This window comes from Vibrio sp. D404a (assembly GCF_030248535.1).
Classification (GTDB): Bacteria; Pseudomonadota; Gammaproteobacteria; order Enterobacterales; family Vibrionaceae; genus Vibrio.
The window spans coordinates 1-25,785 of the sequence record NZ_JAHGAJ010000048.1 but is presented as its reverse complement, the minus strand read 5'-3'; the positions used below and the strand labels follow the sequence as shown (position 1 = coordinate 25,785).

The window sequence follows — 25,785 nt, the reverse complement described above, 5'->3', positions numbered from 1 at the left end:
TTGGTCACTCAGTTCATTGATATCATTTTGATACCGAAGTATCTGTTTGCCTTTGCTTTTAAAAGCGAAAACAAACTTGGTGATATTCATCAACGAGTGCCCACACAGATTGATAGGTTTAAATTGTTAAAGAGCTTCTCTTCGTTGTGACTTACATCACTTCGGAAGAGGCGGCCATTCTAGCGACTTAATTCTCAGTGTCAAACACTTTTTGAAAATTAATTTCTACTTTCTAAAAGTAGGAGCGAAATATCGCTTTAAGCTACTTGCCGAACTAACATTCTTCGCTGAAGCCTTGTGGCGTCTGCCGTGTCAGTGAGGCGGCATTATAGAGATGTTCCTCACATTGGCAAGCTTTAATTCAAGAAAATTGCAAAAATAACGCTTAAGTGCAGAAATAACATTCAAAGCCATATTTATGCAAGTTTAACCCCAATCGAACTACAAGCTACCCACAGAGTTATCCACAATTGACGTTTTTTGTATTTTACAAACACAAAAAAAGCTGCTTAAAAGCAGCTTTTTCAATACAAGTCCGATTAAATACCGGAACCGTATTGCTCACCATCGTCTTCATGAAGACCACATTCGCGTTTCAAGCCATTAAATCGCGTTTCTTCTTCGGTCATTCCCGGCTCCCACTTTTTAGTAGTGTGGGTGTCACCAATGGATAGGTAGCCTTCTTCTCTTAGTGGGTGATAACTCAAACCATGCTCTTCTAAGTAATAATGAACATCTTTATTACTCCAGTCGATGACAGGCAAGAACTTAAACACACCGTTTTGGATAGAGAGAATAGGAAGGTTTGCACGAGACTTAGATTGCTCTCTTCTCAAACCCGAGAACCAAACCCCGGCATCAAGCTCATCCAGAGCACGCCTCATTGGCTCGACTTTATTCAGCTTGTTGTACTTTTCTATCCCTTCTAAGCCTTGTTCCCATAACTTGCCGTATTGTGCTTCTTGCCAATTCGGACTCTGTTTCGCCCTAAAGACTTGAAGATTTAATGTCAGTTGCTGACTTAACTCGTCAATGAAGCGGTACGTTTCAGGGAAAAGGTAACCAGTGTCCGTCAAGATCACTGGGATGTCCGGTTTAGCTTGGGTCACAAGGTGAAGCATTAACGCTGCTTGAATACCAAAACTAGATGAGACAACGTGATTGCCTTCTAGATTCTCTAGTGCCCACTTAACTCTTTGTTGAGCGGTTAGCGTCTCTAACTCAGCATTGATTTCTGAAAGACGGAGAATTTGCTCCGTCTTGGTTAATGCAAGCAGATCTGCCAACTTCAATTTGGAAGTCACAGAATTATGCATGTAAATCCCTCTTAGAAATGATCACTTCTTCGATGATGCCGGCGCGAATAGTGAAATCACCGAACCCTTCGCCCTCTTCTCTTTCATTTGCCCAACGAGCCACCAGCTCATCGATCTCTTGAAGGATTTGTGCAGAGGTGATGTTCTCTTTATACATTTTAGGAATTCGAGTACCCGCTCGGTTACCACCTAAGTGCATGTTGTAACGACCCGGAGCCTTACCCACTAGACCAAGCTCCGCTAGCATCGCTCGACCACAACCATTTGGACAGCCCGTAATGCGCAGGATAATGTTGTCATCTTCCGGTAAGCCGTGCTTCTTAAGAATGCCTTCCACATCCGTCACAAACTCAGGAAGGAAACGTTCTGCCTCAGCCATTGCCAACGGACAAGTTGGGAATGCCACACATGCCATTGAGTTTTTACGCTGCTCGGTTACCGCATCGTCCATCAGACCATATTCACGAGCAAGCTTCTCGATCTTGGCTTTTTGACTCTTTGGCACACCTGCAACAATCAAGTTTTGGTTTGCTGTCATGCGGAAGTCGCCTTTATGGATCTTAGCGATTTCAGCAACACCTGTTTTAAGAGGCTTACCTGGGAAATCCAGTAGACGACCGTTCTCAATGAATAGTGCTAAATGGAATTTACCATCGATACCTTCAGACCAACCGATACGATCACCTCGACCAGTAAACTCATAAGGGCGGCTATCAGAGAATTTTACGCCTGCACGTTTCTCAACTTCAGCTTTAAAGACATCAATGCCAACACGGTCTAGTGTGTACTTGGTCTTTGCGTTCTTACGGTTAGAACGGTTACCCCAATCACGTTGTGTTGTTACCACAGCAGCAGCCACATCTAATGTGTTTGCTAGTGGTACAAAACCAAAGTCATCAGCTTTACGAGCATAAGTCGACGTATCACCGTGAGTCATTGCTAGGCCGCCACCAACAAGCACATTAAAGCCCACCAGCTTACCGTCTTCTGCAATTGCCACGAAGTTCAGGTCATTCGCGTGAACATCCACATCATTCTGTGGCGGGATCACTACCGTCGTTTTGAATTTACGAGGTAGATAGTTGCTACCTAGAATCGGCTCTTCATCAGTCGTTTCTAGTTTCTCGCCATCTAGCCAGATCTCAGCATAAGCACGCGTTTTTGGTAAAAGATGCTCACTGATCTTCTTCGCCCACTCATAAGCCTCTTGATGAAGCTCAGATTCTACTGGGTTAGTCGTACATAGCACGTTACGGTTTACGTCACCCGCTGTCGCGATCGAATCAATACCGATGCTGTTTAGCGTTTGGTGCATCAACTTGATATTTGGCTTCAAAACACCGTGAAACTGAAATGTTTGACGCGTAGTGAGTCGGATAGAACCATACGAAGTGCTCTCATCCGCGAATTTATCAATTGCTAGCCACTGCTTTGGTGTAATGATGCCACCCGGCATACGCGCACGAAGCATCACATTGTGCAGCGGTTCTAACTTTTGCTTTGCACGTTCGTTACGGATATCACGGTCATCTTGTTGATACATACCGTGAAAACGAATCAGCTGGAAGTTGTCTGCAGTAAAGCCACCTGTGATGCGATCTTGTAGATCGGCTTCAATGGTGCCACGCAGATGATTACTTTCACGCTTTAAACGTTCGTTGTCTGCTAATGGGCCAAGCACTTGGCCTAATACTTCTTGCTCTATTACTTGCTTGCTCATTAGTACACATCCCTTTGGTAACGTTTCGCTTTACGTAGATCGTTAATATATTCTTCAGCTTGCTCTCGGCTCTGCTTGCCTTGTTCTTGTGCGATTGTGATCAGCGCTTCGTTGACATCTTTTGCCATACGAGTCGCATCACCACACACATATAGGTAAGCACCATCTTGCAACCACTGCCACACTTGCTCAGCTTGCTCGATGAGACGGTCTTGAACGTACACCTTCTCTTGCTGGTCACGGCTAAATGCCACATCAAGCTTGGTTAGCGCGCCTGACTTCAAGTATTTCTGCCATTCAATTTGGTATAGGAAGTCTTGAGTGAAGGTACGGTCGCCAAAGAACAACCAGCTATTACCTTCAGCATCATTGTTGTCACGCTCTTGAATGAAGCTACGGAATGGTGCGATACCTGTACCTGGGCCAATCATGATGATAGGCGTTGCATCATCTTGAGGAAGTTTGAAGTTATTGTTGTTCTCTACGAACACTTTCACTTCACCGCCCTCTTCTAAGCGCTGGGCTAAGAAGCTAGATGCGCCACCTTGACGAGACTCATCACCTTTTTGGTATTCCACTAAACCTACTGTTAGGTGAACTTCTTCATCAACTTCAGATTGGCTTGATGCAATTGAGTAAAGACGCGGCGTAAGCTTGCGTAGCAGACCAACCAATTCATCAGCAGACAGTTTTGTCTTCTTCTCTGCTAGAACATCGACAACCTGAGTGTTGCCTGCGTATTCACGAAGCTTGTCTTTGTCTTCCACCAGCTTTGCTAGCTTCTTACTGCCTGATAACTCTGCGAACTTAGTCACGAGCTGCGGGTTAGATGCCGTGATCTCGTATTTGCTGACTAGAGCACTATGAATAGAAAGACTCTCACCATCTACATCAACACTCTCTACGCCAGAAAGACCTACTTTCGCTAGAATTTGATTTGCTAGTTCTGAGCTGTTTTCAAACCACACGCCCAATGCGTCACCCGGTTGGTAAGTAATACCCGACTCATCCAGATCGATTTCGATATGACGAACGTCTTTACCTGAATCACGACCGGTGATCTTTTGACTGGTAAGCAGTGTTGCTGTGTATGGATTCTGTTTGGTGTAAAGGCTATGACCTGCCGCTTGTTGGCCAACAGGAAGTTGAACCACCTCAGCTTCAGTACCTGAAGAGAGAGCTTCTTTCACTTTCTCAAGTGCTGATGCGCGCCACTCTTCTGCTGGTGCTTCGTAGTCCACATCTAGATCAACACGATCAATAAATGGCGTCGCACCAAGTTTAGATAGGAAGCTATCGAAATCTTTACCGGTTTGGCAGAAGAACTCATAACTTGAGTCACCAAGACCGATGACACCATATTGTAGGTTCGGTAGCTTAGGTGCTTTCTTCGATTGAAGGAATTCATGCAGTTCAATCGCGTTATCAGGGGCTTCGCCCTCGCCGTTGGTTGAAGCAACGAAGATAACGTGTGTTTCTTTCGCTAAGTTCTTACCTTTGTAGTAACTCGCGTCGAACAGCTCAACCGCAATGCCTTGTGCTTTTGCTTCAGACTCTAGCGCTTCCGCGACACCCTTTGCGTTACCCGTTTGAGAAGCAAAGATGATGCTTAGCTTACCTGCAGGTTTAGCCGCAACCACAGCTGCTGCTTGAGCAATAGGAGCTGCTGCCGCTGAAGGTTGGTTTTGGCTTACACCCCATAGATAACCACTTACCCAAGCAAGCTGTTGCGGTGAAAGTTCTGAAACACTCTGTTGAAGATGACCTAATTGTTGATCATTTAATGGTGCAGCCAAGCCTGGTAGTTCGTTGCTACCTGCTTGTGCGTTATTCTGTGAAGACTCTTTCTTATTTAAAGACATGGTCACGACATCCCTAATCATTGCGTGACGATAGATTAACCACTCCTTTTAATAACAAGAAAGAATAGAAAAGTATGTTTTATAACTTTTTGGAAGTAAAAAACCGTTGTCGGCTTATCTACTGTTGCTGATTTTCGATGCGTACCTGTTGAAACCCGACGGCCATTGCGGACTTTGATGCGAGGTCGAGGTCAGCATAATGGCACTCTTCGCCGTGTACATCGGTCAACAGTACAAAGCCGCCGCTCATGTGTCGAAACTCCACAACCCAAGCCCCTTCTTGGATTGAGGGCTCTATGATTGCTTCCACCAGCAGATTTTCTCGATATAGAGTGCGTAGTTCATTGAGTGTCATATCCCATCCTTTGCTGTGACTCTGCAATACTGTGTCTTTTAATAATAGACGCCGTTCGAGCCAATGCATAAGAATCCCCAAAAGTGATGGTAGTACTAACTCATTCCAGATTGGTATATCCAAAACAAAAAAAACGCCACTGACAATCAGTGGCGTTTTTAGATATTCAATCTCTGAGCTACATGCTCTGAAGTAATGTTGATACTAGATTAGAAGCGAACTTCCGCACCTGCAAACCAGCCGTCAACCATCACGAAACTTTTACCTAGGTCTGAAGTGAAGAATTCATCCGACTCTAGGTCGATAACACGATAGCCACCACGAAGTGCAACTTGCGTTTCCGCTACTGGAATTCGGTACTGAACACCCGCCATTAGGTCGGTGCTCTTAATACCACTGCTGTCACCAAACTCCATCGTACCAATGATATCGAAGTTGGTATCTGGCACGTTGATCTCTGCATTACCGTAGAAACTCCACGTTAGCTCATCAAACTCGCTTTGCGCGCCACCCGCTTTTGGTTCAGTGTAGTTAGAGTTCGAGTACTGAGTAAACGTCACACCCGCATCGAAGTTCATTAACTTGTGCTCAAGCAGTGTGTAGTAGAAGGTGTAATCGTACTTATCAAACGCTAATGCATCGGCATCAACTGATGTGTAGCGAATGCTTGCGTTCGGCAACATTGGGAATTTGTGCTCAAATGCAAAGTACAAAGAAGGCGATTGAGAATCGTCTTGTCTTACTTCATTAAGCTTTGTACTTCCCCACCACATATCGGCACCGACTTTCGCCGTGTAGAAAGGTTCTTCTTGAGCAGACGTTGTCGAACTTAAAGATAACATTCCCACTAAAGCAATTAATGGCATTTTATTCATTTGAGAGAGCTCCCGTTCCATTGCGTTGTACTAATTGTAAGTACATTCATAGACTAATGAGTAAAATTCTACCACACATATGTGCAACGGATGCGATAAACATCCGTTGCCATCAAATTTGACGTTGTCATGACTTTCGAATCATAACGCTTTAATAACGACGAGGATTAGAGCTGTTCACGACGTTTTTGAAGAACCAAATACCGATCGCGATAACAATCAACCAAGGTAAGATTTTCAATACTGCTCCTATCATACCCAGCACGACCATCACGACTAAAGCGATTCCTGTCGCCGCTAGTACCGTCATGAACGTAATACCCGTTACTAGCAGTGTCGCAACAAAGATAAGAACAAAGATTAATTCAAACATAATGGTCTCCTATGATGACCTGTTTCTCTTAATCCTAGATATTGCAGCTTCCATACCAACCCGAGATAAAAATAAAAACCTTAAAAATCAATCAAATAAAAAGCCACGCATTTTCATACGTGGCTTAAATAAACTTTTGAGTGGTTAAATTAACCAACAGTGGTAATTTTAACCTAGTGTGCAAAGTTAAAGATTAAACGTTCAATTCTTTAGGAATTTTCGCCAATGCCGTTTGCATTACCTCAATGCCTGCACCTTTCTTGTGTGCGTTCTCACTGATGTAACGACGCCATTGTCTTGCACCCGGCATGCTTTGGAACAGACCAAGCATATGACGCGAGATATGACCTAGGCTTGCACCTTTCATCAGCTCTTGCTCAATGTACGGGTACATCTCTTCAACAACCTGAGAGCGTTTCTTGATTGGTGTATCCAGTCCGAAGATTTGCTGATCCACTTCCGCCAGAATGAATGGGCTATGGTAAGCCTCACGACCAATCATTACGCCATCTAGGTGCTGAAGGTGTTCTTTAGTCTGCTCTAAGGTAGTAATACCGCCATTAACCGCAATCACCAAATCAGAGAAGTCTTTCTTCACTTGGTAAGCACGTGTGTAGTCTAACGGTGGGATCTCGCGGTTCTCTTTCGGGCTTAGGCCACTCAGCCAAGCTTTACGCGCGTGAATGGTAAATTGCTCACAGCCACCTTTCTCAGACACGGTTGAGATGAACTTAGTCAGAAACTCATACGAGTCTTGGTCATCAATACCGATACGCGTTTTTACCGTGATAGGAATATCGGTCACTTCTTTCATTGCTGATACACAGTCTGCCACCAGCTCAGGCTCAGCCATTAGACACGCGCCAAAGCGGCCGTTTTGAACACGATCAGATGGGCAACCTACGTTAAGGTTCACTTCGTCATAACCACGCTCTGCAGCAAGCTTGGCACACTCCGCCAAATCTACTGGGTTTGAACCACCTAATTGAAGCGCAACAGGGTGTTCTTGCTCGCTATACTCTAGAAAGTCACCTTTACCATGCAGTATTGCGCCTGTCGTAACCATTTCCGTATACAGAAGAGCCTGCTGAGACAGCAGGCGGTGGAAGTAGCGACAGTGACGATCAGTCCAATCGAGCATTGGAGCAACAGAAAGTCTACATGAATGTGTCATGGTAAATACCCTAATTACGAGTCAAACGTACTTATTGGCGCAGCCAACAAAAGTGAAGTCGGCTATTGTAAAGGCTATACCTTGTTTGCGCTATATGATCTTTACCTCACACTTTTATATTTCAACCCATTCACAGAGCCTCTATTTTGACGTCAATAATCAGTTATATCTTGAGTCATGCGGTCATTTTGAGTTACCTTGTCTTATTCAAAGTCATAAGTCACAATACGCTCTGTACCTGACTTTTATTGAAATTAAGGACACCTCGCTGATTTTACTGTCAAAATAGTAAGTAGTTAGAGACGTCCCTTTGTATGGTGAAAAATTTGGACCAAACATTAATAGAGCAAGTTGAAGGGATATGCGCATCACGAGGCGTTCGTTTAACACCTCAAAGAAAGCGAGTGTTTGAGCTTATCTTAGCGAATAAAAAAGCCTCTAGTGCTTATGAGTTACTGGAACAGCTTAAGCAAAGTGAACCTCAGGCCAAACCACCTACTGTATATCGCGCTTTAGACTTTTTGTTGGAACAAGGTTTCATTCACCGAGTTGAGTCAACAAACAGCTTTATTTGCTGCTGCTCTTGTAATGCTCACAAACATTTCTCACAGCTGCTAATCTGTGATAAGTGTGGCAGCGTTATCGAATTGCAAGACGATGACCTGATATCTCAACTCGCTAACAATGCAGACAAGCACGGCTTTCAATTGACCAACCACGTCATCGAATCTCATGGCACTTGCCAAGCCTGCTCGACTGAGCTGAAAGATTAAGATTATAGAAGAACATTATGCGCGCTGAATTTGTAAACCCGTTTTTAGCCTCTCTCATGAATGTGCTGAAAACGATGGCTTCTCTAGAATTGAAGCCACAGAAACCTAGAGTTAAAAAAGATGAAATCGCTCGTGGTGATGTCTCTGGTTTAATCGGTATGGTTGGCCCACAGTCTCGTGGTTCAATGTCGATCACCTTTGATGAAGGCCTAGCGCTAGAAATCATGCAGAACATGCTGGGTGAGCGCCCTAACGGTCTAAACGAAGAAGTTACCGATATGGTTGGTGAGATCACTAACATGGTAACGGGCGGTGCAAAGCGTATCCTTGCTGAAAGTGGCTTCGACTTTGATATGGCAACACCGATTGTTGTATCAGGCAAAGGACACACTATTCGTCACAAGTGTGAAGGTGCGATCATCATCATGCCTTTTTCATCTCAATGGGGTAATGCCTTCATCGAGATCTGTTTCGAATAACAGCATCGAACGTTCGACTTTAAAGAAAGCGAATTGAAAGAAAGGTTGGCTCAGTGCCAGCCTTTTTTATTACCTGCGATTTATCGAAGTACATGGCTTACTCTGGAAAAACAATAACGCCAGCTCGAAGGCTGGCGTTTCTTTTTAGCGGTTCAACTCAATTAAGCTTTAAGCGCTTTAAATGCGTTGATTAGACCGTTAGTTGAGCTATCGTGAGATGTCACTTCTGCGTCATCAGCAAGCTCAGGCAGGATTTGGTTCGCCAGTTGCTTACCAAGCTCTACACCCCATTGGTCGAAGCTGAAGATGTTCCAGATAACGCCTTGTACGAAGATCTTGTGCTCGTACATCGCGATTAGGTTACCCAGAGTGCGAGGCGTGATTTGCTTAACTAGGATAGAGTTTGTTGGGCGGTTACCTTCAAACACTTTAAATGGTACTAGTTCTGCTACTTCTTCAGCTGTTTTACCTGCTGCTAGGAATTCAGCTTCAACTGTCTCTTTTGTCTTACCGAATGCTAGTGCTTCAGTTTGAGCAAAGAAGTTAGACATTAGCTTCTGATGGTGATCAGATGCTGGGTTGTGGCTGATTGCTGGAGCAATGAAGTCAGAAGGGATCAGCTTAGTACCTTGGTGAATCAGCTGGTAGAAAGCGTGCTGGCCGTTTGTACCAGGCTCACCCCAGATGATAGGGCCCGTTTGGTATTCCACTGGGTTACCGTCACGGTCAACAAACTTACCGTTAGATTCCATGTTACCTTGCTGGAAGTACGCAGCAAAACGGTGCATGTATTGGTCGTAAGGTAGAATTGCTTCAGACTCAGCGCCGTGGAAGTTGTTGTACCAAATACCGATTAGCGCAAGGATAACTGGGATGTTGCTTTCAAACTCAGTTGAAGCGAAGTGGTTATCCATATCGTGAGCACCTTCAAGAAGCTCAACGAAGTTGTCGAAACCTACAGACAGAGAAATCGATAGACCGATTGCAGACCATAGAGAGTAACGACCGCCAACCCAGTCCCAGAATTCGAACATGTTGTCTGTATCGATACCAAACTCAGCTACTGCAGTTGCGTTAGTAGATAGCGCTGCGAAGTGTTTCGCTACGTGCGCTTCATCACCTGCTTCAGCAAGGAACCAATCACGTGCAGAGTGTGCATTCGTCATTGTTTCTTGAGTTGTAAACGTCTTAGAAGCCACTAGGAATAGTGTTGTTTCAGGGTTTACTTTCTTCAGTGTTTCAACGATGTGAGTACCATCAACGTTAGACACGAAGTGCATGTTTAGGCGTGTTTTGTATGGTGTTAGGGCTTCAGTCACCATGTAAGGACCTAGGTCCGAACCGCCGATACCAATGTTCACAACATCAGTAATCTCTTTACCTGTGTAACCTTTCCACTCACCAGAAACGATACGGTGTGTGAACAGTTCCATTTTCGCTAGAACTGCGTTCACAGCAGGCATTACATCTTTACCATCAACCATCACTGGCTTATCGCTGCGGTTACGCAGAGCCGTGTGAAGAACTGAACGACCTTCAGTTTGGTTGATCGCATCACCGCTGAACATTGCTTCGATTGCAGATTTAACTTCTGTCTCGTTAGCAAGTGCAAAAAGGTGCTGCATTGTTTCTGCGTCGATAAGGTTCTTAGAGTAGTCCACTAAGATGTCTGAACCGAAGCGAGTAGAGAACGCATCAAAACGCTTTGCATCTTGAGCAAATAGCTCTTTAAGCTCCATATCTTGAGCAGATTCAAAGTGTGCTGTTAGAGATTTCCACGCTTGTGTTTGCGTTGGGTTGATATTTTTCAACATGGTAACTATCCCGATGTTACTGTAGGTTTTATTCTCAGTATCACTCATGTGATAAGAGAACCCCCGATTAGGCAAAAGCTCTATGAATCGGTGACGACAAAGATTTCATCATCACTGAAAGATTCTTTGTAATTTTTTTTCACGGCGTATTATGCCGTATATAACCATCAGCGCCTTGAGATAAATCACGATTCAATTTTGTGAATCGATAAGTGGCGCAGATTTAGATTCTACACTTCATAAGTGTGAACTAAACCCTGTAAATTCAAGTTCAAAAGATAGCGTTAATGCGCTTTTTTGCCAAATACATTATAGAGGATGCTATATGTGGTTTCAGAAGACTATTCACCTCAATGCACGAAAGCGTGGATTTCATCTCATTACTGATGAAATTGAACAACACATCAACGACATTAATTGTCCATCTGTTGGTTTATTACATCTATTTATTCAACACACGTCAGCGAGCCTGACATTGAACGAAAATGCAGATCCAACCGTGCGCCATGACATGGAAGCACACTTCAATCGTTATGTGCCAGAAGGTGCGCCCTACTACCGTCATACCTATGAGGGCGATGACGACATGCCAGCTCATATTAAAGCATCGCTTTTGGGCAGCAGTGTGACAATCCCAATCACCAAGGGTCGTTTAGCTTTAGGAACATGGCAGGGCATTTACTTGGGCGAGCATCGTGATTTTGGTGGTAGCCGCACCGTGATCCTAACGATTCAGGGTGAATAACCAAGAAAAACCTTAATTGAATCAATAAAAAAGAGTGGTGCGTTTCCACAACCACTCTTATTCATAAGGCTTTGGGCCTATGGTAGGCCAAATGCTTTCTTAGCTCGATAGAGCGAGAAAACTGGCTTTAGAAGGGCTGGTTTATCATAACCCTAAAGGTACCTTCATCGCCGCCGCGGGCTAGTTCAGCTCGAACCACGATGCCTTCAACTTGGAAACGAACCGCTCCGCCTAAACTCCACTTCATGTCGGTATGCAGGGTTTTCACGTCATATTCATCGGCTACGCGGCCTACTTCAGCAAACGCGACCCATTGCCACCAAGGGAGGTCGTAATAGTTAATGAGAGGAATGTCTTCCAGCGGTTGCCAATCAGGCAGTACACGGTACTCGGCAGAGTAGTGAACCGCAGAGCGACCATGAAATCTGCCTCCGGTATAACCTCTTAGTCGGTACAGACCACCAAGACGCGCTTGTTCGGTTTCTGGCGGGCGAGCACACTCTTGCCCGGAGCAGTTATCCCATGTCGGTGTATCCGAGGTATAGAAGTCAAACGCCAACACTTGCTGATCGAACCAATCCCCTAGAGGACCCAGTGCGTAGTATTGGCTGTTTTGGAATGTCCATTTAAACCAAGGGTCACCCTCAGACCAATCTTCTGCACCTGTGGTCAGCTTTAGCATCGAGTGAGAACCTTTGGTTGGGTTACGAGTGCTGTCTCGGTTATCCCAATCAAAACTCAGATTAAAGCCAGTCGCTTTCTCGGTTTCATTAAACTCTTTTAACTCACGAGAGGTATAGAAAGGCGTGAAGATGATCGAGCTAACACCGGACTCCAGTGGCGACGCAAAGCTGACATCTTTGATCGGCTGAAACGCGCCCAACAATCCATGTTCAGCGACATTGCCCCAAGGCAGCAGATACTTAAACTCCGCTTGGTAGTTTTGCTCCATGCCATCGGTTATGGTTTTATCACTGTCTGAGGAGTCGTTGTTGCCTTGATCACCAAGGTAATACGGATTGTCATTGAAGCGAGCTTGGTACATCTGAGTGCTGAACAGCAGGTTCTGAGACAGTGCATAATTAAAGGCAGACAAGAAGACGACATAGCTGTCTTTATCAGAATAAAGCGCGGTACCGAATAGCGCGGCTTGCGGCTGCCCTACCCCTTTTGCGACACCTGCGACCCCAAAGGTATTTCCCATGGTTTCTGTGCTGAAGTAAAAAGGAACAAAAGCAGAGTCTTTAGGCTCTTTCTCTGATTTATCTGAGGCTTGAGCTGGAGTAAAAACCAACGAGACCGCCAGCGTCATTGCACTGGCAAGCCATCTTTTTTTTCCGCTCACGATTTCACGTACTCCATCGCGACACGTGAAGTGAGTTTAGTAACCAATTCATAAGCGATCGTGCCAATGTGAGCCGCTACCTCTTCCGATGGCAGGGCTTTACCCCATAAGGTCGCTTCATCACCCACTTGGTCAGTCGCATCTGGGCCAAGGTCTACTGTCAGCATATCCATAGAGACACGGCCTGCAATCGGCACCTTACGGCCATTGATGTAAACCGGAGTTCCATTTGGCGCAGTGCGCGGGTAACCATCACCGTAACCAATCGCAATTACGCCCATTTTGGTATCGCGATCGCTGGTCCAGTTTCCGCCATAACCAACGCTTTCACCAGCTTTAAGATCACGGACTGCAATCAGGTGCGAGGTTAGTGTCATCACAGGCAGAAAGCCTAGGTCTTGTGCCGTCTGTTCGACAAACGGAGATACGCCGTAAGAGATAATCCCGGGACGAACCCAGTCTAAGTGGCTCTCAGGCCAAGCCAATAAGCCTGCCGAGTTTGCCAAGGAGCGCTCACCCTCGCAACCCTCCGTTAAGGACAGGAACAATTCTGTTTGTTGCTGTGTGGTGCCTTTATCTAACTCATCTGCACAACCAAAGTGGCTCATATAACGCAGCGGTTTAGCGACATTAGGGCACTGATGAAGACGCTCCACAAAGTTTTGGTACTGCTCAGAGCGAACCCCTAAGCGGTGCATACCACTATCCACCTTCAACCAAACAACAACCGGAGCTTCAAGCTTGGTATTTTCTAGCGCACTTAACTGCTCTTCACAGTGGACCACGGTTTGAATGTTGTTGGTAACAAGGATCGGCAAATCACCTGAAGAGTAAAAACCTTCAAGCAATAGAATCGGTTGCACAATACCGCCCGCACGCAGTTGCAGCGCTTCTTCAATGCGAGCTACACCGAACGCATCGGAGTTTTTAGAGTGTTTAGCAATCTGCAGTAAGCCGTGACCGTAGCCATTGGCTTTAACCACCGACATTACTTTACATTGAGGCGCCTTCGACTTTATCTGACGAAGGTTATGCTCTAGTGCATTGAGATCAATGCTCGCGGTCGCCGCTTTCATGTACGTCATTAAGCGTTACTCATCATCAAATGCAGGACCTGCATAGTTATCAAATCGAGAGTGCTGACCTTGGAAGGTCAAACGAACCGAACCGATTGGGCCGTTACGCTGCTTACCGATAATAATTTCCGCGATACCTTTCAATGAGCTGTCTGGGTTATAAACCTCATCACGGTAGATAAACATGATTAAGTCGGCATCTTGCTCAATCGAGCCCGATTCACGCAAGTCCGAGTTAACAGGGCGCTTATCAGCACGTTGCTCTAGGGAACGGTTAAGCTGGGAAAGTGCCACAACAGGAACATTCAGCTCTTTCGCTAAAGCTTTCAGAGAGCGAGAGATCTCGGCAATTTCCAAGGTACGGTTATCAGAAAGAGACGGCACACGCATCAGTTGAAGGTAGTCGATCATGATCATTGAAAGACCATCGTGCTCACGTGCAATACGACGCGCACGAGAGCGAACTTCAGTCGGGGTTAGACCCGAGCTGTCATCGATGTACATGTTCTTCTTATCCATGAGGATACCCATGGTTGAAGAGATACGCGCCCAATCTTCGTCATCCAATTGACCAGTACGAATCTTGGTTTGGTCTACGCGAGAAAGAGACGCAAGCATACGCATCATCAGCTGTTCGCCCGGCATCTCTAATGAGAAAATAAGAACAGGTTTATCTTGCTTCATTGCCGCGTTTTCACACAAGTTCATCGCAAAGGTGGTTTTACCCATCGATGGACGCGCTGCGACAATGATTAAGTCTGAGCCTTGTAGGCCTGCGGTTTTCTTGTTGAGGTCGTTAAAGCCAGTATCGACGCCTGTCACACCATCTTGCGGCGTTTTATATAGAATCTCGATACGCTCTAGCGTCTTCTCTAGAATGCTGTCTACGTTTTGCGGGCCTTCGTTTTCGCTCGCACGACCTTCTGCAATCGCGAATACTTTACTCTCGGCAAGATCAAGCAGGTCTTCTGAGGTACGGCCTTGTGGGTCATAACCTGAATCGGCGATCTCATTCGCGACACCAATCAGGCTACGTACTAGAGCACGCTGAGCGACGATATCCGCATACGCGTTAATGTTTGCCGCACTTGGGGTGTTTTTCGCAAGGTCTGCAAGGTAAGCGAAGCCGCCCACCTCTTCAAGTTGCTCACGCAGCTCTAAGTGTTCTGAGAGTGTAATAAGATCCAGAGGCGCGCTTTCTTCTAGAATGTCTTTAACCGCTTCAAAAATCAGACGGTGAGGACGGCTATAAAAGTCCTTCGCAACGACCTTCTCAGCCACCGTATCCCAGCGCTCGTTGTCCAGCAACAGGCCGCCAATCACGGATTGTTCAGCTTCTAATGAATGGGGCGGGACTTTAATCGCGTCCACCTGATCGTTGGCTGATTTCTGATTTCTGGTATCCACTATGACTACACTCAAATAACTAATAATGATCGCTCATTATACCCAAGAACATTCATTTGTAATGCTATCCGATGGGTTTGTTTTAGTCTTAAGTAAGAATTTACCTATTGCTGACTCAAATCACCAAGGGTAGCATTACGATCCTCCATCCATTCACTGTACAAATGAGGTATGCGTGTCCAAATTATTTGCTCTTAGCCTTGGTCTACTGAGCACTCCATTAGCTTTGGCTAATGACACAGAATCCCCTGTTGATAAGCTTCTTGACTCAATTGAGGTGGCCGAACCGCAAGAAACGGCCCCAGTATTAGATCTAGAACCTAAAACAGAGGCTGTGGATATGGATATCGCACCGAGTGATACAGAACCAACAGACCCACTGTCTACCGAAGTCGAATTTGGATATCAGTCGCATACTGGTAACTCCGACTCTCGCTCGTTGAATGCACGTCTGAGCGCTGAATATACCGAAGGTCGCCACCGTAGCACCGGTGAGTGGAAGTATTACAATCTCTATAAAGATGGCGAAGAAGACAAGAGACAGTCGACTTACACCGCTCAGAGTGACTACAAGTTAAGCCCGAAAACCTACCTTTACGGCAGTTTTAAAGGGGTAGACTCTCGCTATAGTGCCTACTTTAAGGATTACACCATTTCGACAGGTTTGGGTTATCAATTCTCGAACACAGAAACCTTTGTCTTGGAATTCGAGGTGGGCCCGGGTTTTCGTTACCAAGAACCAAACCTTGATGAGATTGATGACGATGACATCATCTTTCCGGAGATCGTTGAAGAGGGGATATTTCGAGGCAACTTGAACTCATCTTGGCAGGTGTTACCAAACCTGAGCTTCAATGCGGACATGACCTTGGTTTCGGGTCGCAGTAACCTAAGACTCGATACGGATCTAGAAGTGGTGAATGATATCACTGAAAACATCGCCCTTAAGATTGCACACTCACGTCAATATCACGATAAAGTGCCAAATGGCTTAGATAAAGCAGACTCTGTACTTTCCGTGAATCTGTTATTCCAGTTCTAAGCGCATTCTCAACAGCCTTTAGGATAAAAAGATCATAATAGGCTTTTTACCTATCGTAACTCTTACCCCCTCATATCTGTACAACAGACCTTAGCTGATCTCCTGAATTCCAGACATAAAAAAACACCAGCCGAAGCTGGTGTTTTAAAACTTTCAAAAGAAAGAATTCGTCTTTTAACTGAAATTACTCAGCAGCAACGATAGCGATGTTCGCTGTAGCAAATACTTCAGAGTGAAGTTGGATGCTTACTTCGAATTCACCGATGTTACGTAGAGCGCCTTCAGGTAGGCGTACTTCGCTCTTAGCAACTTCAACACCTGCAGCTGTGATAGCGTCAGCGATGTCGCGAGTACCGATAGAACCGAATAGTTTACCTTCGTCACCAGCTTTAGAAGCGATAACAACAGCTTCTAGAGCGTTAACTTTCTCTGCGCGAGCTTCTGCAGCAGCTAGTTGCTCAGCAACTTTAGCTTCTAGTTCAGCACGGCGAGTTTCGAACATAGCAACGTTGTCTTTAGTTGCCATAACTGCTTTACCTTGTGGGATAAGGAAGTTACGAGCGTAGCCAGATTTAACGTTTACTTGGTCGCCAAGGCCACCTAGGTTACCGATCTTATCAAGTAGAATAACTTGCATTATCTTAGTCCTCTTAAACTTTTATTAACTCTTACCAATTACTGATGCTTGTCAGTGTATGGTAGAAGTGCTAGGTAACGAGAACGCTTGATAGCGCGAGCTAGTTGACGCTGATACTTAGCGCTTGTACCAGTGATACGGCTAGGTACGATTTTACCAGCTTCAGTGATGTAGTTTTTTAGAGTTGCTACGTCTTTGTAGTCAATCTCTTGTACGCCTTCTGCAGTGAAACGGCAGAATTTACGACGACGGAAGAAACGAGCCATGGGCTATCTCCTGATCTTAAATTTAAAAAAGCGGTCTTCCATAAATACCGAAGTAGTTACGAAGAACCTAAAACAAGTTGAGAATTTTTTAAGGCTTTACGCCAAAAAAGAATTACTCAGCAGATGCTTCTGGCTTAGCTTCTGTACGCTCTTCGCGACGAGGAGCACGCTCTGCACGCTCTTCTTTTTGCTTAAGCATAATAGATTGCTCAGTCACAGCGCCTTTAGTGCGCATGATCATGTTACGTAGAACTGCATCGTTGAAACGGAAAGCAGTTTCTAGCTCGTCGATCACTTCTTGACCAGCTTCAACGTTCATTAGAACGTAGTGAGCTTTGTGAAGCTTGTTGATTGGGTAAGCCATTTGACGGCGGCCCCAGTCTTCTAGACGGTGGATAGTACCGCCAGCTTCAGTGATAGAACCAGTGTAACGCTCGATCATGCCAGCAACTTGCTCGCTTTGATCAGGGTGCACCATGAATACGATTTCGTAATGACGCATTGGTTGCTCCTTACGGATTATTAGCTTCCACAGTTGGCTCAGTCATCCAGAGGAAGCAAGGAACTAAAGATAATTGACTGAGTTTTAAGGACGGCAAATATTATAGAAAGAACCCCTTATTGGCAAGTGGTATTTGGCGAATAATGAAACAGTTTTTCTTTCGCCATCTAGCCATCCGTGATTCTCTCAAGATCTACCTTAATTCGATGAAAACAAACGCCCACCAGCATGTGGTGGGCGTTAGAAACAAATCAATTTAATGAGTGATTTACTGCGCTAAACGCTGACGTACCGCTTCAAACAGGCAAATACCAGAGGCAACCGAAACATTAAGGCTTGATACGCTACCAGCCATAGGGATCTTAATCAGATCATCACAAGTTTCACGCGTTAGACGACGCATACCGTCACCCTCTGCCCCCATAACAACCGCTAGTGGGCCCGTCAGTTTTGCTTGGTAGATATCGTGCGTCGCTTCGCCCGCTGTACCCACAAACCACACGCCTTTCTCTTGTAACGCACGCATAGTACGCGCCAAGTTAGTCACGCGAACTAGAGGAACCGTTTCTGCAGCGCCACAAGCCACTTTGCTTACTGTGGCAGTTAACGGCGAAGAGCGGTCTTTCGGTACGATTACAGCCGCAACACCTGCCGCGTCTGCGTTACGTAGACATGCGCCTAAGTTATGCGGGTCTGTCACACCATCAAGAACCAGCAGTAGAGGCTGTTCATGCTGAGCAAGTATGTCATCAAGGTCATTCTCATTCAGCTGCTTAGCTGGTATCACCTTAGCGATGATACCTTGATGATTAGCGCCTTGAGCTTTGTCATCCAGCACTTTACGACCCATTTGTTGGATAGACACCCCAAACTGCTGCAGTTGGTTCAACAGCGGTAATAGACGCTCATCTTGACGGCCTTTTAATACATAAGCCTCGATAAAGCGTGCAGGGTCTTTTTCTAGAACAGCCTTCACTGCGTGAATGCCGTAGATAAATTCGTTACTCATTGTCTACCTGTTCGGTTTGTTACGTTAAGGAGAGCAAACTGCGCCTCTCCTTAATTCACTATTCAATATCGAGTAGGCAGTACTTATGCCTACTCCTGTGTTAAGCCTTTGGCGCTTTTGGCTTACGCTTTGCCGTGCGCTTCTTTTTCGCTTTCGGCTTATCGGTACTCGCTGGTTTACGCTTCGGCTTTCTCTTGCTGCTTGTCCCTTCTTCACTGCTACCATCAGGGCGCTTGGTAGGCTCAACTAATGGTTTAGCACTGCTTCCTGGGCGGCGGCTTTTTACAGCTGCGCGTTTTTTGCTTTTCGCCTTTTTCGCAGCATCCGCAGCACGTTTCTTCGCGGTTTTACCTTTACCACGAGGCTTGCGGTCAGTATCGACAATATCAAAGTCAATCTGACGGCTATCTAGGTTTACCGCAGAGACCTTAACCTTCACTGAATCGCCAAGGCGGTAGATATTACCAGAACTCTCACCAATTAATCTCTGTCCAATTGGGTCAAATTGGTAGTAATCGTTGGCTAGTGACGTCACATGCACTAAGCCATCAATATGCAGCTCTGTTAGGCGAACAAAGAAGCCAAAACCAGTTACGTTAGCAATAACACCCGGCATCTCTTCGCCAACGTGGTCTTGCATGTATTCACACTTCAGCCAATCCGACACTTCACGTGTGGCATCATCTGCACGACGCTCGGTTGTCGAACACTGCTCACCGTAGAAATCCATATCATCAAATGAGTAATGGTAACCACCAGTTGGCGTCCAACGGTCAGTGTTACGGCCTTCACCTTTAGCAATCAGGTACTTGATCGCGCGGTGCAGCAGCAAGTCTGGGTAACGACGAATCGGCGACGTAAAGTGCGCGTAGCGTTTCAGTGCCAAACCAAAGTGACCAACGTTATCCGCGTTGTACACCGCTTGCTTCATAGAGCGTAGCAGCATGGTTTGAATCAGCTCACGATCTTCACGCTCATTAATTTGGCGCATCAGTTGTGCGTAATCCGTTGGCGATGGCTGTAAACCACCCTCCAAGCTCAGACCTAGCTCACCCAAGAAGTCTTTAAAGCCAGCTAGGCGCTCTTCTCCCGGAGTTTCGTGAATGCGGTACAACGCAGGCTCTTTCGCTTTCTCAACAAAAGAGGCTGAAGCGATGTTGGCTAAGATCATACACTCTTCGATGATCTTGTGTGCATCGTTACGAATCACAGGTTCAATACGGTCAATCTTACGATCCGCATTGAAGATGAACTTCGTCTCAACGGTTTCAAACTCAATCGCACCACGCTCATCACGAGTCTGCTTAAGCACTTTGTACATCTTGTGCAGCTCTTCAAGGTGTGGCACTTCTTTCTCGTAACGCTGACGAAGCTCTTCATCACCATCTAAGATAGCGCCCACCTTGTTGTAGGTCAGACGTGCATGAGAGTTCATGACCGCTTCATAGTGCTTGTAACCTGACAGCTTACCGTTTTCAGAGATGGTCATTTCACACACCATACACAGACGGTCAACCTGCGGGTTCAACGAACATAGGCCGTTCGACAATACCTCCGGCAACATAGGTACTACCTGAGATGGGAAGTACACCGAGTTACCACGGTTAATCGCTTCTTTATCCAGTGCAGTATCTGGACGAACGTAGTAGCTTACGTCAGCAATCGCCACCCATAAGCGCCAGCCGCCGCCCTTCTTCGCTTCACAATAAACCGCATCATCGAAGTCACGTGCGTCTTCACCATCAATGGTCACTAAAGGCAGGTCACGCAGATCAATACGCCCTTCTTTAGCTTCTTCAGGAACATGTTCGCCTAGGTTTTCAATTTGCTTATCAACCGCTTCAGGCCACTCATGTGGAATTTGGTGAGTATGGATAGCAATCTTGGTCTCCATACCCGGAGCCATGTTCTCACCCAGAACCTCTGTCACTTTACCCATCATGTTACGCGAACGACCGCCACGATCAGTAATTTCAATCACCACTACGTTACCCATACGAGCACCGCCTTTATGCTCGGTAGGGATCAGGATATCGTGACTGATACGCGAGTCATCTGGCACTACGTAAGAGTGACCATACTCGAGGAAGAAACGACCAATTAGTGGTGCTGTGCGCTCTTCAAGCACGCGTACTAAGCGCCCTTCACGGCGACCGCGTTTACTGTTGTCAGTAGGCTGTGCCAATACATAATCGCCATGCATCAGCGTTTTCATCTGATGATGAGGCAGTAGAATGTCGTCATCCTTGCCTTTGCTGCCATCTGGGCGTACCCAGCCATGACCATCTTTATGACCGATCACATACCCTTTAATCAGCTCCAGCTTCTCAGGTAGCGCGTAGCATTGACGGCGCGTAAAGATAAGCTGACCATCACGCTCCATCGCACGCAGACGACGGCGCAGACCTTCATACTGGTCTTCTCCAGATAAACCCAAAGCTTCGAACAGATCATTACGGTTCATCGGGATGTTGGCATCCGTAAGGAACGAAATAATGAACTCTCGGCTCGGTACTGGATTCTCGTAATTTTGCGACTCACGGTCTGCAAAAGGGTCGACATTGGTAGTGGTCGTCGTATTTTCTGACATCGGTGTCTTTTTTGTCATAGGCGGGCCTGCTTAAGCAAGGAAGGGATATATCTCTAGTATATCCGATGCAACAGGTAAGCTACAGATATGCTTTAGAAAACCGACAAATTAGCTGATATTGATACAAACCTTCATGATGTGAAATATCTGTTCGCATTTGTGTCGAACCATCATATTTTTACGCAAACGATAAAACAAACGTTTGCGGCATCAATGAAATCGACTATGATTCGGAAAAATTGAGTCTCTCCTGTTCCGAGGATTAATAATGAAACTAAAACGTACCTTACTGGCTTCAGCGATTGCTGGGTTCTCACTGTTCTCATTTGCAAGCAACGCCATGGAAAAAGCCGATCTGATGATCACGGACGCCATGGTACTGACCATGAACCAAGACAAAACCGTGTATGAAAGCGGCACTGTCGTGGTTAAAGACAATAAGATCATTGCCGTTGGTGATGCATCATTGGAAAAGCAGTACAAGGCAGAGCAAGTGTTGGATGTCGATGGCGATATCGTGATGCCGGGTCTTATCAATACCCATACTCACGTATCAATGACGGTGTTCCGTTCGTTGGCGGATGATGTGCCTGACCGCCTGCACCGCTACATCTTCCCATTAGAGAAGAAGCTCGTTTCGCGAGATATGGTTCGTATTGGCGCGAACTTGGGTAACGTTGAAATGGTGAAAGGTGGCGTAACCACATACGCTGACATGTACTACTTCGAGGATGAAGTGGCAAAAACCGTTGATAAGATCGGCATGCGTGCCATCCTGGGTGAGACGGTGATTAAATTCCCAGTAGCGGATGCCGCAAACGCAGAAGAAGGCATCAAATACGCACTCAACTTTATTGAAGAGTACAAAGACCACCCGCGTATCACCCCAGCCTTCGCACCACATGCTCCTTACACCAACACCACAGAGATCCTACAAAAAGTAGCGAAGCTATCGTTGGAGCTGGATGTACCAGTGATGATTCACCTTGCAGAGTCTCACCGTGAAGAAGAGAAGATTGCTGAGCGCTCTGATGGTTTGTCGCCAGTTCAGTACATGCACAGCATTGGCGCACTCAACAAGAACCTCGTTGGCGCACACATGATCTTGGTTGATGATGAAGACATCAAACTGGTAAAAGAAGCTGATATGGGTGTGGCGCATAACATGAGCGCGAACATCAAATCAGCGAAAGGCGTTTCTCCCGCTCTGAAGATGTATGATGAAGACGTGCGTATTGGCTTAGGCACTGATGGGCCAATGTCAGGCAACACCCTAAGTACCATTGACGAGTTCAACCAAGTCGCGAAAGTGCATAAGCTGGTTAACAAGGATCGTGCAGCGATGCCTCCGATCAAAGTGATCGACATGGCAACCATGGGCGCAGCAAAAGCACTACACATGGAAGATAAGATCGGATCATTAGAGATCGGTAAACTGGCTGACATCATCGTGATCGATACTAAGGCTCCGAACATGGTACCGGTCTACAACCCATACTCTGCCCTAGTGTACTCAGCAAACTCAGGTAACGTTCGCCACTCTATTGTTGATGGTAAATTGATCATGCAAGATCGCAATATGCTAACAGTCGATGAAGATAAAATTCGTCAAGAAGCACTAGATTTCACCAAAGTAGTGCGAGAAACCGTTGTAGAGTCAGGTGAAGTGGTTCAATAATCTCGCCATCAAGTAACATCGCTATCTAAACGCAAAAAGCCCCGTACTAATAAAGATTAGTGCGGGGCTTTTTTGAAGCGCGATTCTTGTCACGATGAGTGCAGCATCATAACAGAACGAAAAGGCTCGATTCAGGGTTTACCAGAAAACGTCACGTCGCTTGGCGCGAGCAATAATGTTGTCTGGCATTCTTTGCTCTAACCCACTCCTCAATACAGAGATGCGTTTGTGTTGACGCTGATCGGCAGTGACTGAGTTATACAGCCAGCGGTACGCGTCTTCATAATCTAACGGGCTACCATAATCACGCAGTAATAGCTCAGCTAAGTGAATACGCGCATTAAGGTTACCCATAGATGCTGCTTCACGAAGATAAGGGATCGCTCGCTCTTTGTCTTGCTGAACCAAGGTACCACGAGAGTAATAGCGACCTAACTGCTCTAACGCAGCAGGTAGACCTTGGTGGGCCGCATTTTCCATGTAGTACAGACCAAGCTCAACGTCTTGCTCTACACAGACACCCCAAGCCAGCATGTCGCCGTATAAAAACTCATAAGAAGGCAAACTGATACGCGTCGCACGAGCAACGATATCTTCAACCAGTTGGCACTTATCAGCTTTCACACGCTCAAGGTGTTGGTTTTTCTCAATCAGATTGATCAGTTCAGCTTCTGTGTATATGGGTACTGGCTCACCAACATCAGCCAAGTTTGCATGACTCATGGAGGAGGTCAGTGCCATTATCAATGAAGCTGCCACAGTTCGTAGCTTCATACCTGCACTCTATTATCTGTTTTAAAAACGTATTAAGCCGTTGGGAACCCCAAACTCAATTACATTTCACTCACTATGATATCTGTATCGGCAACTGCGCGTATCGCTTTAGACAAAACTTGCCGCCAATGGGCAATATTTTGCCAGATAGCGTACAAAAGATCATCACCACTAAAAAGTGGTACACGTGCAACTCCAAATTGCAGGTACAAAAAAGCCAGCATATTTCAGCTGGCTTTCGAATAACATTCTATTATCTATGCACTTACGTGTATCAGCATTATGCGCTGTAAGGGTGAACCTTGATAATAGTTTCGTTACGGTCTGGACCTGTAGAGATAATGTCTACTGGTACGCCTGTTAGTTCTTCGATACGTTTGATGTAATCAAGAGCAGCTTGTGGAAGCGCGTCGATTGTCTTAGCACCAAATGTTGTCTCAGACCAACCTGGCATTGTTTCGTAGATTGGCGTTGCTTCTTCGAAAGATTCAGCAGCCATTGGAGAAACTTCTAGGGTAGAACCGTCAGCCATCTTGTAGCCAGTACAGATCTTGATCTCTTCTAGACCGTCAAGAACGTCTAGTTTAGTCAGACACATACCAGTTAGAGAGTTGATTTGGATTGCGCGGCGCATTGCTACTGCATCAAACCAACCTGTACGACGTAGACGACCTGTTGTCGCACCAAACTCGTGGCCAACATCACCTAGGTGCTTACCTACTGGGTCTTGCTTGTCTAGACCATCGTATAGCTCAGTTGGGAATGGACCTGAACCTACACGAGTACAGTAAGCCTTAGTAATACCAAGGATGTAACCGATGTGACGAGGACCAAAACCAGAACCTGCAGCAACACCACCAGCAGTCGTGTTAGAAGAAGTTACGTATGGGTAAGTACCGTGGTCGATATCTAGTAGAGTACCTTGAGCGCCTTCGAACATGATCTTGTCGCCGCGCTTACGTGCTGCGTCTAGTTCGTCAGTTACGTCCATAACCATTGAAGTTAGTAGATCTGCGTAACCCATGCACTGCTCAAGTACTTCTTCGTAGCTTACTGTTTCAGCTTTGTAGAAGTGCTCTAGTTGGAAGTTATGGAATTCCATTACTTCTTTTAGCTTCTCAGCGAACATTTCTTTATCGAAAAGGTCACCAACGCGTAGACCGCGACGAGCAACTTTATCTTCGTAAGCTGGACCGATACCACGACCCGTTGTACCGATAGCTTTCGCGCCACGAGCGATTTCACGCGCGTTGTCGATAGCGATGTGGTACGGAAGAATTAGAGGACAAGCTTCAGAAACGAAAAGACGCTCGCGCACTGGGATACCGCGCTCTTCAAGAGGCTTCATTTCTTTAAGAAGTGCTTCAGGCGAAAGTACAACACCGTTACCGATAACACATTTAACGTTATCGCGCAGGATGCCTGATGGAATTAAGTGAAGAACGGTTTTTTCACCGTCAATTACAAGTGTGTGACCTGCATTGTGACCGCCTTGGTAGCGAACCACGTATTTTGCATCTTCAGTTAAAAGGTCAACAATTTTACCTTTACCTTCGTCACCCCATTGGGTGCCTAGAACGACTACGTTATTTCCCATCTTTCCAGTATCTGTTGCTAGTTAAAAATGGATTCTAGCACCGAATCACAATTCTTGCAGTCATTTTTTGTTCACAATAGTGAGAATTGGTCACAAGCGGCACACATAAGGCGGTATCAAAATACGTAAGGATACTGATATCATTCCTTTTTTATCTCATAAGGCACCTATCATGTCTCACTCTATTTGGCTGGCTATCGGCCTAGTTTTGGTCGTTGAAGGCTCAGGGCCACTTATCGCTCCAAGAGGCTGGCGCAATATGATGGCTCAGCTTAGTGAACAACCAGATAATCAGCTTCGACGTATTGGTGGTTGCTTGGTGGTAGCCGGTGCGGTGATTGCGTTTATGACGTATCGATAATTCGAGATTCGAGAT

Annotated in this window: 24 protein-coding genes; 6 read left to right on the top strand and 18 right to left on the bottom strand. The window is 45.9% G+C overall.

The features are described from left to right. Positions 1-539 precede the first annotated feature (539 nt). The 7 genes from KI655_RS23245 to dusA form a co-directional block, all read right to left on the bottom strand. Complete coding sequence (locus KI655_RS23245; RefSeq protein WP_150872900.1) at positions 540-1,316, bottom strand: phosphoadenylyl-sulfate reductase; 777 nt, start codon at positions 1,314-1,316, stop codon at positions 540-542. After that, complete coding sequence (gene cysI, locus KI655_RS23240; RefSeq protein WP_032549868.1) at positions 1,309-3,036, bottom strand: assimilatory sulfite reductase (NADPH) hemoprotein subunit; 1,728 nt, start codon at positions 3,034-3,036, stop codon at positions 1,309-1,311. Before cysI ends, KI655_RS23245 begins: the two co-directional genes overlap by 8 nt. After that, positions 3,036-4,898, bottom strand: a complete 1,863-nt coding sequence (locus tag KI655_RS23235) for an assimilatory sulfite reductase (NADPH) flavoprotein subunit (RefSeq protein ID WP_285409052.1) — start codon at positions 4,896-4,898, stop codon at positions 3,036-3,038. The genes cysI and KI655_RS23235 overlap by 1 nt, the downstream gene beginning before the upstream one ends. 118 nt (positions 4,899-5,016) lie before the next feature. Then, entirely contained in the window at positions 5,017-5,253 is a 237-nt protein-coding gene (locus KI655_RS23230) for a hypothetical protein (protein WP_032549870.1), read from the bottom strand. A gap of 209 nt (positions 5,254-5,462) precedes the next feature. Further along, the gene (locus KI655_RS23225; RefSeq protein WP_285409050.1) at positions 5,463-6,128 is read right to left on the bottom strand and encodes a TIGR04219 family outer membrane beta-barrel protein; all 666 of its coding nucleotides are present in this window, start codon (positions 6,126-6,128) and stop codon (positions 5,463-5,465) included. Between the two features lie 151 nt (positions 6,129-6,279). Continuing rightward, on the bottom strand, positions 6,280-6,501 hold the full coding sequence (gene pspG / locus KI655_RS23220; protein ID WP_285409048.1) for an envelope stress response protein PspG: 222 nt from the start codon (positions 6,499-6,501) through the stop codon (positions 6,280-6,282). A 193-nt stretch (positions 6,502-6,694) separates the two neighbouring features. After that, a complete protein-coding gene (gene dusA, locus KI655_RS23215; RefSeq protein WP_285409047.1) occupies positions 6,695-7,675 on the bottom strand; it encodes a tRNA dihydrouridine(20/20a) synthase DusA in 981 nt (326 codons plus the stop codon). A gap of 314 nt (positions 7,676-7,989) precedes the next feature. Between dusA and zur the strand changes: the two genes are divergently transcribed. Together zur and KI655_RS23205 are read left to right on the top strand one after the other, a co-directional pair. Beyond that, the gene (zur, locus tag KI655_RS23210) at positions 7,990-8,448 is read left to right on the top strand and encodes a zinc uptake transcriptional repressor Zur (protein WP_285409045.1); all 459 of its coding nucleotides are present in this window, start codon (positions 7,990-7,992) and stop codon (positions 8,446-8,448) included. 17 nt (positions 8,449-8,465) lie between these two features. Next, complete coding sequence (locus KI655_RS23205) at positions 8,466-8,927, top strand: chemotaxis protein CheX (RefSeq protein ID WP_032549890.1); 462 nt, start codon at positions 8,466-8,468, stop codon at positions 8,925-8,927. A gap of 161 nt (positions 8,928-9,088) precedes the next feature. Here KI655_RS23205 and pgi read toward each other — a convergent pair whose 3' ends face one another. Then, the gene (gene pgi / locus KI655_RS23200; RefSeq protein ID WP_285409044.1) at positions 9,089-10,741 is read right to left on the bottom strand and encodes a glucose-6-phosphate isomerase; all 1,653 of its coding nucleotides are present in this window, start codon (positions 10,739-10,741) and stop codon (positions 9,089-9,091) included. 325 nt (positions 10,742-11,066) lie between these two features. Between pgi and KI655_RS23195 the strand changes: the two genes are divergently transcribed. Then, the gene (locus KI655_RS23195) at positions 11,067-11,486 is read left to right on the top strand and encodes a secondary thiamine-phosphate synthase enzyme YjbQ (RefSeq protein ID WP_285409042.1); all 420 of its coding nucleotides are present in this window, start codon (positions 11,067-11,069) and stop codon (positions 11,484-11,486) included. A 127-nt stretch (positions 11,487-11,613) separates the two neighbouring features. Here the strand turns inward: KI655_RS23195 and KI655_RS23190 are convergent, their stop codons facing one another. From KI655_RS23190 to KI655_RS23180, 3 genes are read right to left on the bottom strand one after another with little or no spacing between them, the layout of a single operon-like run. Further along, entirely contained in the window at positions 11,614-12,798 is a 1,185-nt protein-coding gene (locus KI655_RS23190; RefSeq protein WP_285409053.1) for a BamA/TamA family outer membrane protein, read from the bottom strand. A 29-nt stretch (positions 12,799-12,827) separates the two neighbouring features. Continuing rightward, on the bottom strand, positions 12,828-13,916 hold the full coding sequence (gene alr, locus KI655_RS23185) for an alanine racemase (RefSeq protein WP_285409040.1): 1,089 nt from the start codon (positions 13,914-13,916) through the stop codon (positions 12,828-12,830). Positions 13,917-13,922: 6 nt separating this feature from the next. Further along, positions 13,923-15,314 carry a replicative DNA helicase gene (locus KI655_RS23180; RefSeq protein WP_084181823.1) on the bottom strand — a complete coding sequence of 464 codons (1,392 nt, stop codon included), beginning with the start codon at positions 15,312-15,314 and terminating at the stop codon, positions 13,923-13,925. Positions 15,315-15,489: 175 nt separating this feature from the next. On the opposite strand from KI655_RS23180, the gene KI655_RS23175 reads away from it, so the two are divergent. Further along, complete coding sequence (locus KI655_RS23175) at positions 15,490-16,356, top strand: DUF481 domain-containing protein (RefSeq protein WP_285409038.1); 867 nt, start codon at positions 15,490-15,492, stop codon at positions 16,354-16,356. Between the two features lie 184 nt (positions 16,357-16,540). On the opposite strand, the gene rplI is transcribed toward KI655_RS23175, so the two are convergent. From rplI to rnr, 5 genes are all read right to left on the bottom strand, one after another. Further along, positions 16,541-16,993, bottom strand: a complete 453-nt coding sequence (rplI, locus tag KI655_RS23170) for a 50S ribosomal protein L9 (RefSeq protein ID WP_032549897.1) — start codon at positions 16,991-16,993, stop codon at positions 16,541-16,543. Between the two features lie 38 nt (positions 16,994-17,031). After that, positions 17,032-17,259, bottom strand: a complete 228-nt coding sequence (gene rpsR / locus KI655_RS23165) for a 30S ribosomal protein S18 (protein WP_000090472.1) — start codon at positions 17,257-17,259, stop codon at positions 17,032-17,034. Between the two features lie 112 nt (positions 17,260-17,371). Beyond that, positions 17,372-17,761: a 30S ribosomal protein S6 gene (rpsF, locus tag KI655_RS23160; RefSeq protein ID WP_032549898.1), complete on the bottom strand. Its 390-nt coding sequence runs from the start codon at positions 17,759-17,761 to the stop codon at positions 17,372-17,374. Between the two features lie 268 nt (positions 17,762-18,029). Then, positions 18,030-18,770 (bottom strand): 23S rRNA (guanosine(2251)-2'-O)-methyltransferase RlmB, encoded by a 741-nt coding sequence (gene rlmB / locus KI655_RS23155; RefSeq protein ID WP_285409037.1) that lies wholly within the window; start codon positions 18,768-18,770, stop codon positions 18,030-18,032. Between the two features lie 100 nt (positions 18,771-18,870). Continuing rightward, positions 18,871-21,378: a ribonuclease R gene (gene rnr / locus KI655_RS23150; RefSeq protein ID WP_285409035.1), complete on the bottom strand. Its 2,508-nt coding sequence runs from the start codon at positions 21,376-21,378 to the stop codon at positions 18,871-18,873. A gap of 250 nt (positions 21,379-21,628) precedes the next feature. On the opposite strand from rnr, the gene KI655_RS23145 reads away from it, so the two are divergent. Then, a complete protein-coding gene (locus KI655_RS23145; RefSeq protein WP_285409034.1) occupies positions 21,629-23,038 on the top strand; it encodes an amidohydrolase in 1,410 nt (469 codons plus the stop codon). Positions 23,039-23,176: 138 nt separating this feature from the next. On the opposite strand, the gene KI655_RS23140 is transcribed toward KI655_RS23145, so the two are convergent. Together KI655_RS23140 and KI655_RS23135 are read right to left on the bottom strand one after the other, a co-directional pair. Beyond that, positions 23,177-23,812 carry a tetratricopeptide repeat protein gene (locus KI655_RS23140; protein ID WP_285409032.1) on the bottom strand — a complete coding sequence of 212 codons (636 nt, stop codon included), beginning with the start codon at positions 23,810-23,812 and terminating at the stop codon, positions 23,177-23,179. 280 nt (positions 23,813-24,092) lie between these two features. Then, on the bottom strand, positions 24,093-25,409 hold the full coding sequence (locus tag KI655_RS23135; protein ID WP_285409031.1) for an adenylosuccinate synthase: 1,317 nt from the start codon (positions 25,407-25,409) through the stop codon (positions 24,093-24,095). A gap of 172 nt (positions 25,410-25,581) precedes the next feature. On the opposite strand from KI655_RS23135, the gene KI655_RS23130 reads away from it, so the two are divergent. Next, positions 25,582-25,770: a DUF2065 domain-containing protein gene (locus tag KI655_RS23130; protein ID WP_285409029.1), complete on the top strand. Its 189-nt coding sequence runs from the start codon at positions 25,582-25,584 to the stop codon at positions 25,768-25,770. Positions 25,771-25,785: the final 15 nt, after the last annotated feature.

Coding starts and splice junctions, on each gene's coding strand:
- KI655_RS23205 (WP_032549890.1), top strand. CDS start 8,466: ATGCGCGCTGAATTTGTAAACCCGTTTTTAGCCTCTCTCATGAATGTG.
- KI655_RS23190 (WP_285409053.1), bottom strand. CDS start 12,798: ATGACGCTGGCGGTCTCGTTGGTTTTTACTCCAGCTCAAGCCTCAGAT.
- KI655_RS23235 (WP_285409052.1), bottom strand. CDS start 4,898: ATGTCTTTAAATAAGAAAGAGTCTTCACAGAATAACGCACAAGCAGGT.
- rpsR (WP_000090472.1), bottom strand. CDS start 17,259: ATGGCTCGTTTCTTCCGTCGTCGTAAATTCTGCCGTTTCACTGCAGAA.
- rplI (WP_032549897.1), bottom strand. CDS start 16,993: ATGCAAGTTATTCTACTTGATAAGATCGGTAACCTAGGTGGCCTTGGC.
- KI655_RS23135 (WP_285409031.1), bottom strand. CDS start 25,409: ATGGGAAATAACGTAGTCGTTCTAGGCACCCAATGGGGTGACGAAGGT.
- KI655_RS23145 (WP_285409034.1), top strand. CDS start 21,629: ATGAAACTAAAACGTACCTTACTGGCTTCAGCGATTGCTGGGTTCTCA.
- cysI (WP_032549868.1), bottom strand. CDS start 3,036: ATGAGCAAGCAAGTAATAGAGCAAGAAGTATTAGGCCAAGTGCTTGGC.
- KI655_RS23195 (WP_285409042.1), top strand. CDS start 11,067: ATGTGGTTTCAGAAGACTATTCACCTCAATGCACGAAAGCGTGGATTT.
- KI655_RS23245 (WP_150872900.1), bottom strand. CDS start 1,316: ATGCATAATTCTGTGACTTCCAAATTGAAGTTGGCAGATCTGCTTGCA.
- rnr (WP_285409035.1), bottom strand. CDS start 21,378: ATGACAAAAAAGACACCGATGTCAGAAAATACGACGACCACTACCAAT.
- dusA (WP_285409047.1), bottom strand. CDS start 7,675: ATGACACATTCATGTAGACTTTCTGTTGCTCCAATGCTCGATTGGACT.
- rpsF (WP_032549898.1), bottom strand. CDS start 17,761: ATGCGTCATTACGAAATCGTATTCATGGTGCACCCTGATCAAAGCGAG.
- zur (WP_285409045.1), top strand. CDS start 7,990: ATGGTGAAAAATTTGGACCAAACATTAATAGAGCAAGTTGAAGGGATA.
- KI655_RS23140 (WP_285409032.1), bottom strand. CDS start 23,812: ATGAAGCTACGAACTGTGGCAGCTTCATTGATAATGGCACTGACCTCC.
- pgi (WP_285409044.1), bottom strand. CDS start 10,741: ATGTTGAAAAATATCAACCCAACGCAAACACAAGCGTGGAAATCTCTA.
- KI655_RS23230 (WP_032549870.1), bottom strand. CDS start 5,253: ATGACACTCAATGAACTACGCACTCTATATCGAGAAAATCTGCTGGTG.
- alr (WP_285409040.1), bottom strand. CDS start 13,916: ATGACGTACATGAAAGCGGCGACCGCGAGCATTGATCTCAATGCACTA.
- KI655_RS23225 (WP_285409050.1), bottom strand. CDS start 6,128: ATGAATAAAATGCCATTAATTGCTTTAGTGGGAATGTTATCTTTAAGT.
- KI655_RS23130 (WP_285409029.1), top strand. CDS start 25,582: ATGTCTCACTCTATTTGGCTGGCTATCGGCCTAGTTTTGGTCGTTGAA.
- pspG (WP_285409048.1), bottom strand. CDS start 6,501: ATGTTTGAATTAATCTTTGTTCTTATCTTTGTTGCGACACTGCTAGTA.
- rlmB (WP_285409037.1), bottom strand. CDS start 18,770: ATGAGTAACGAATTTATCTACGGCATTCACGCAGTGAAGGCTGTTCTA.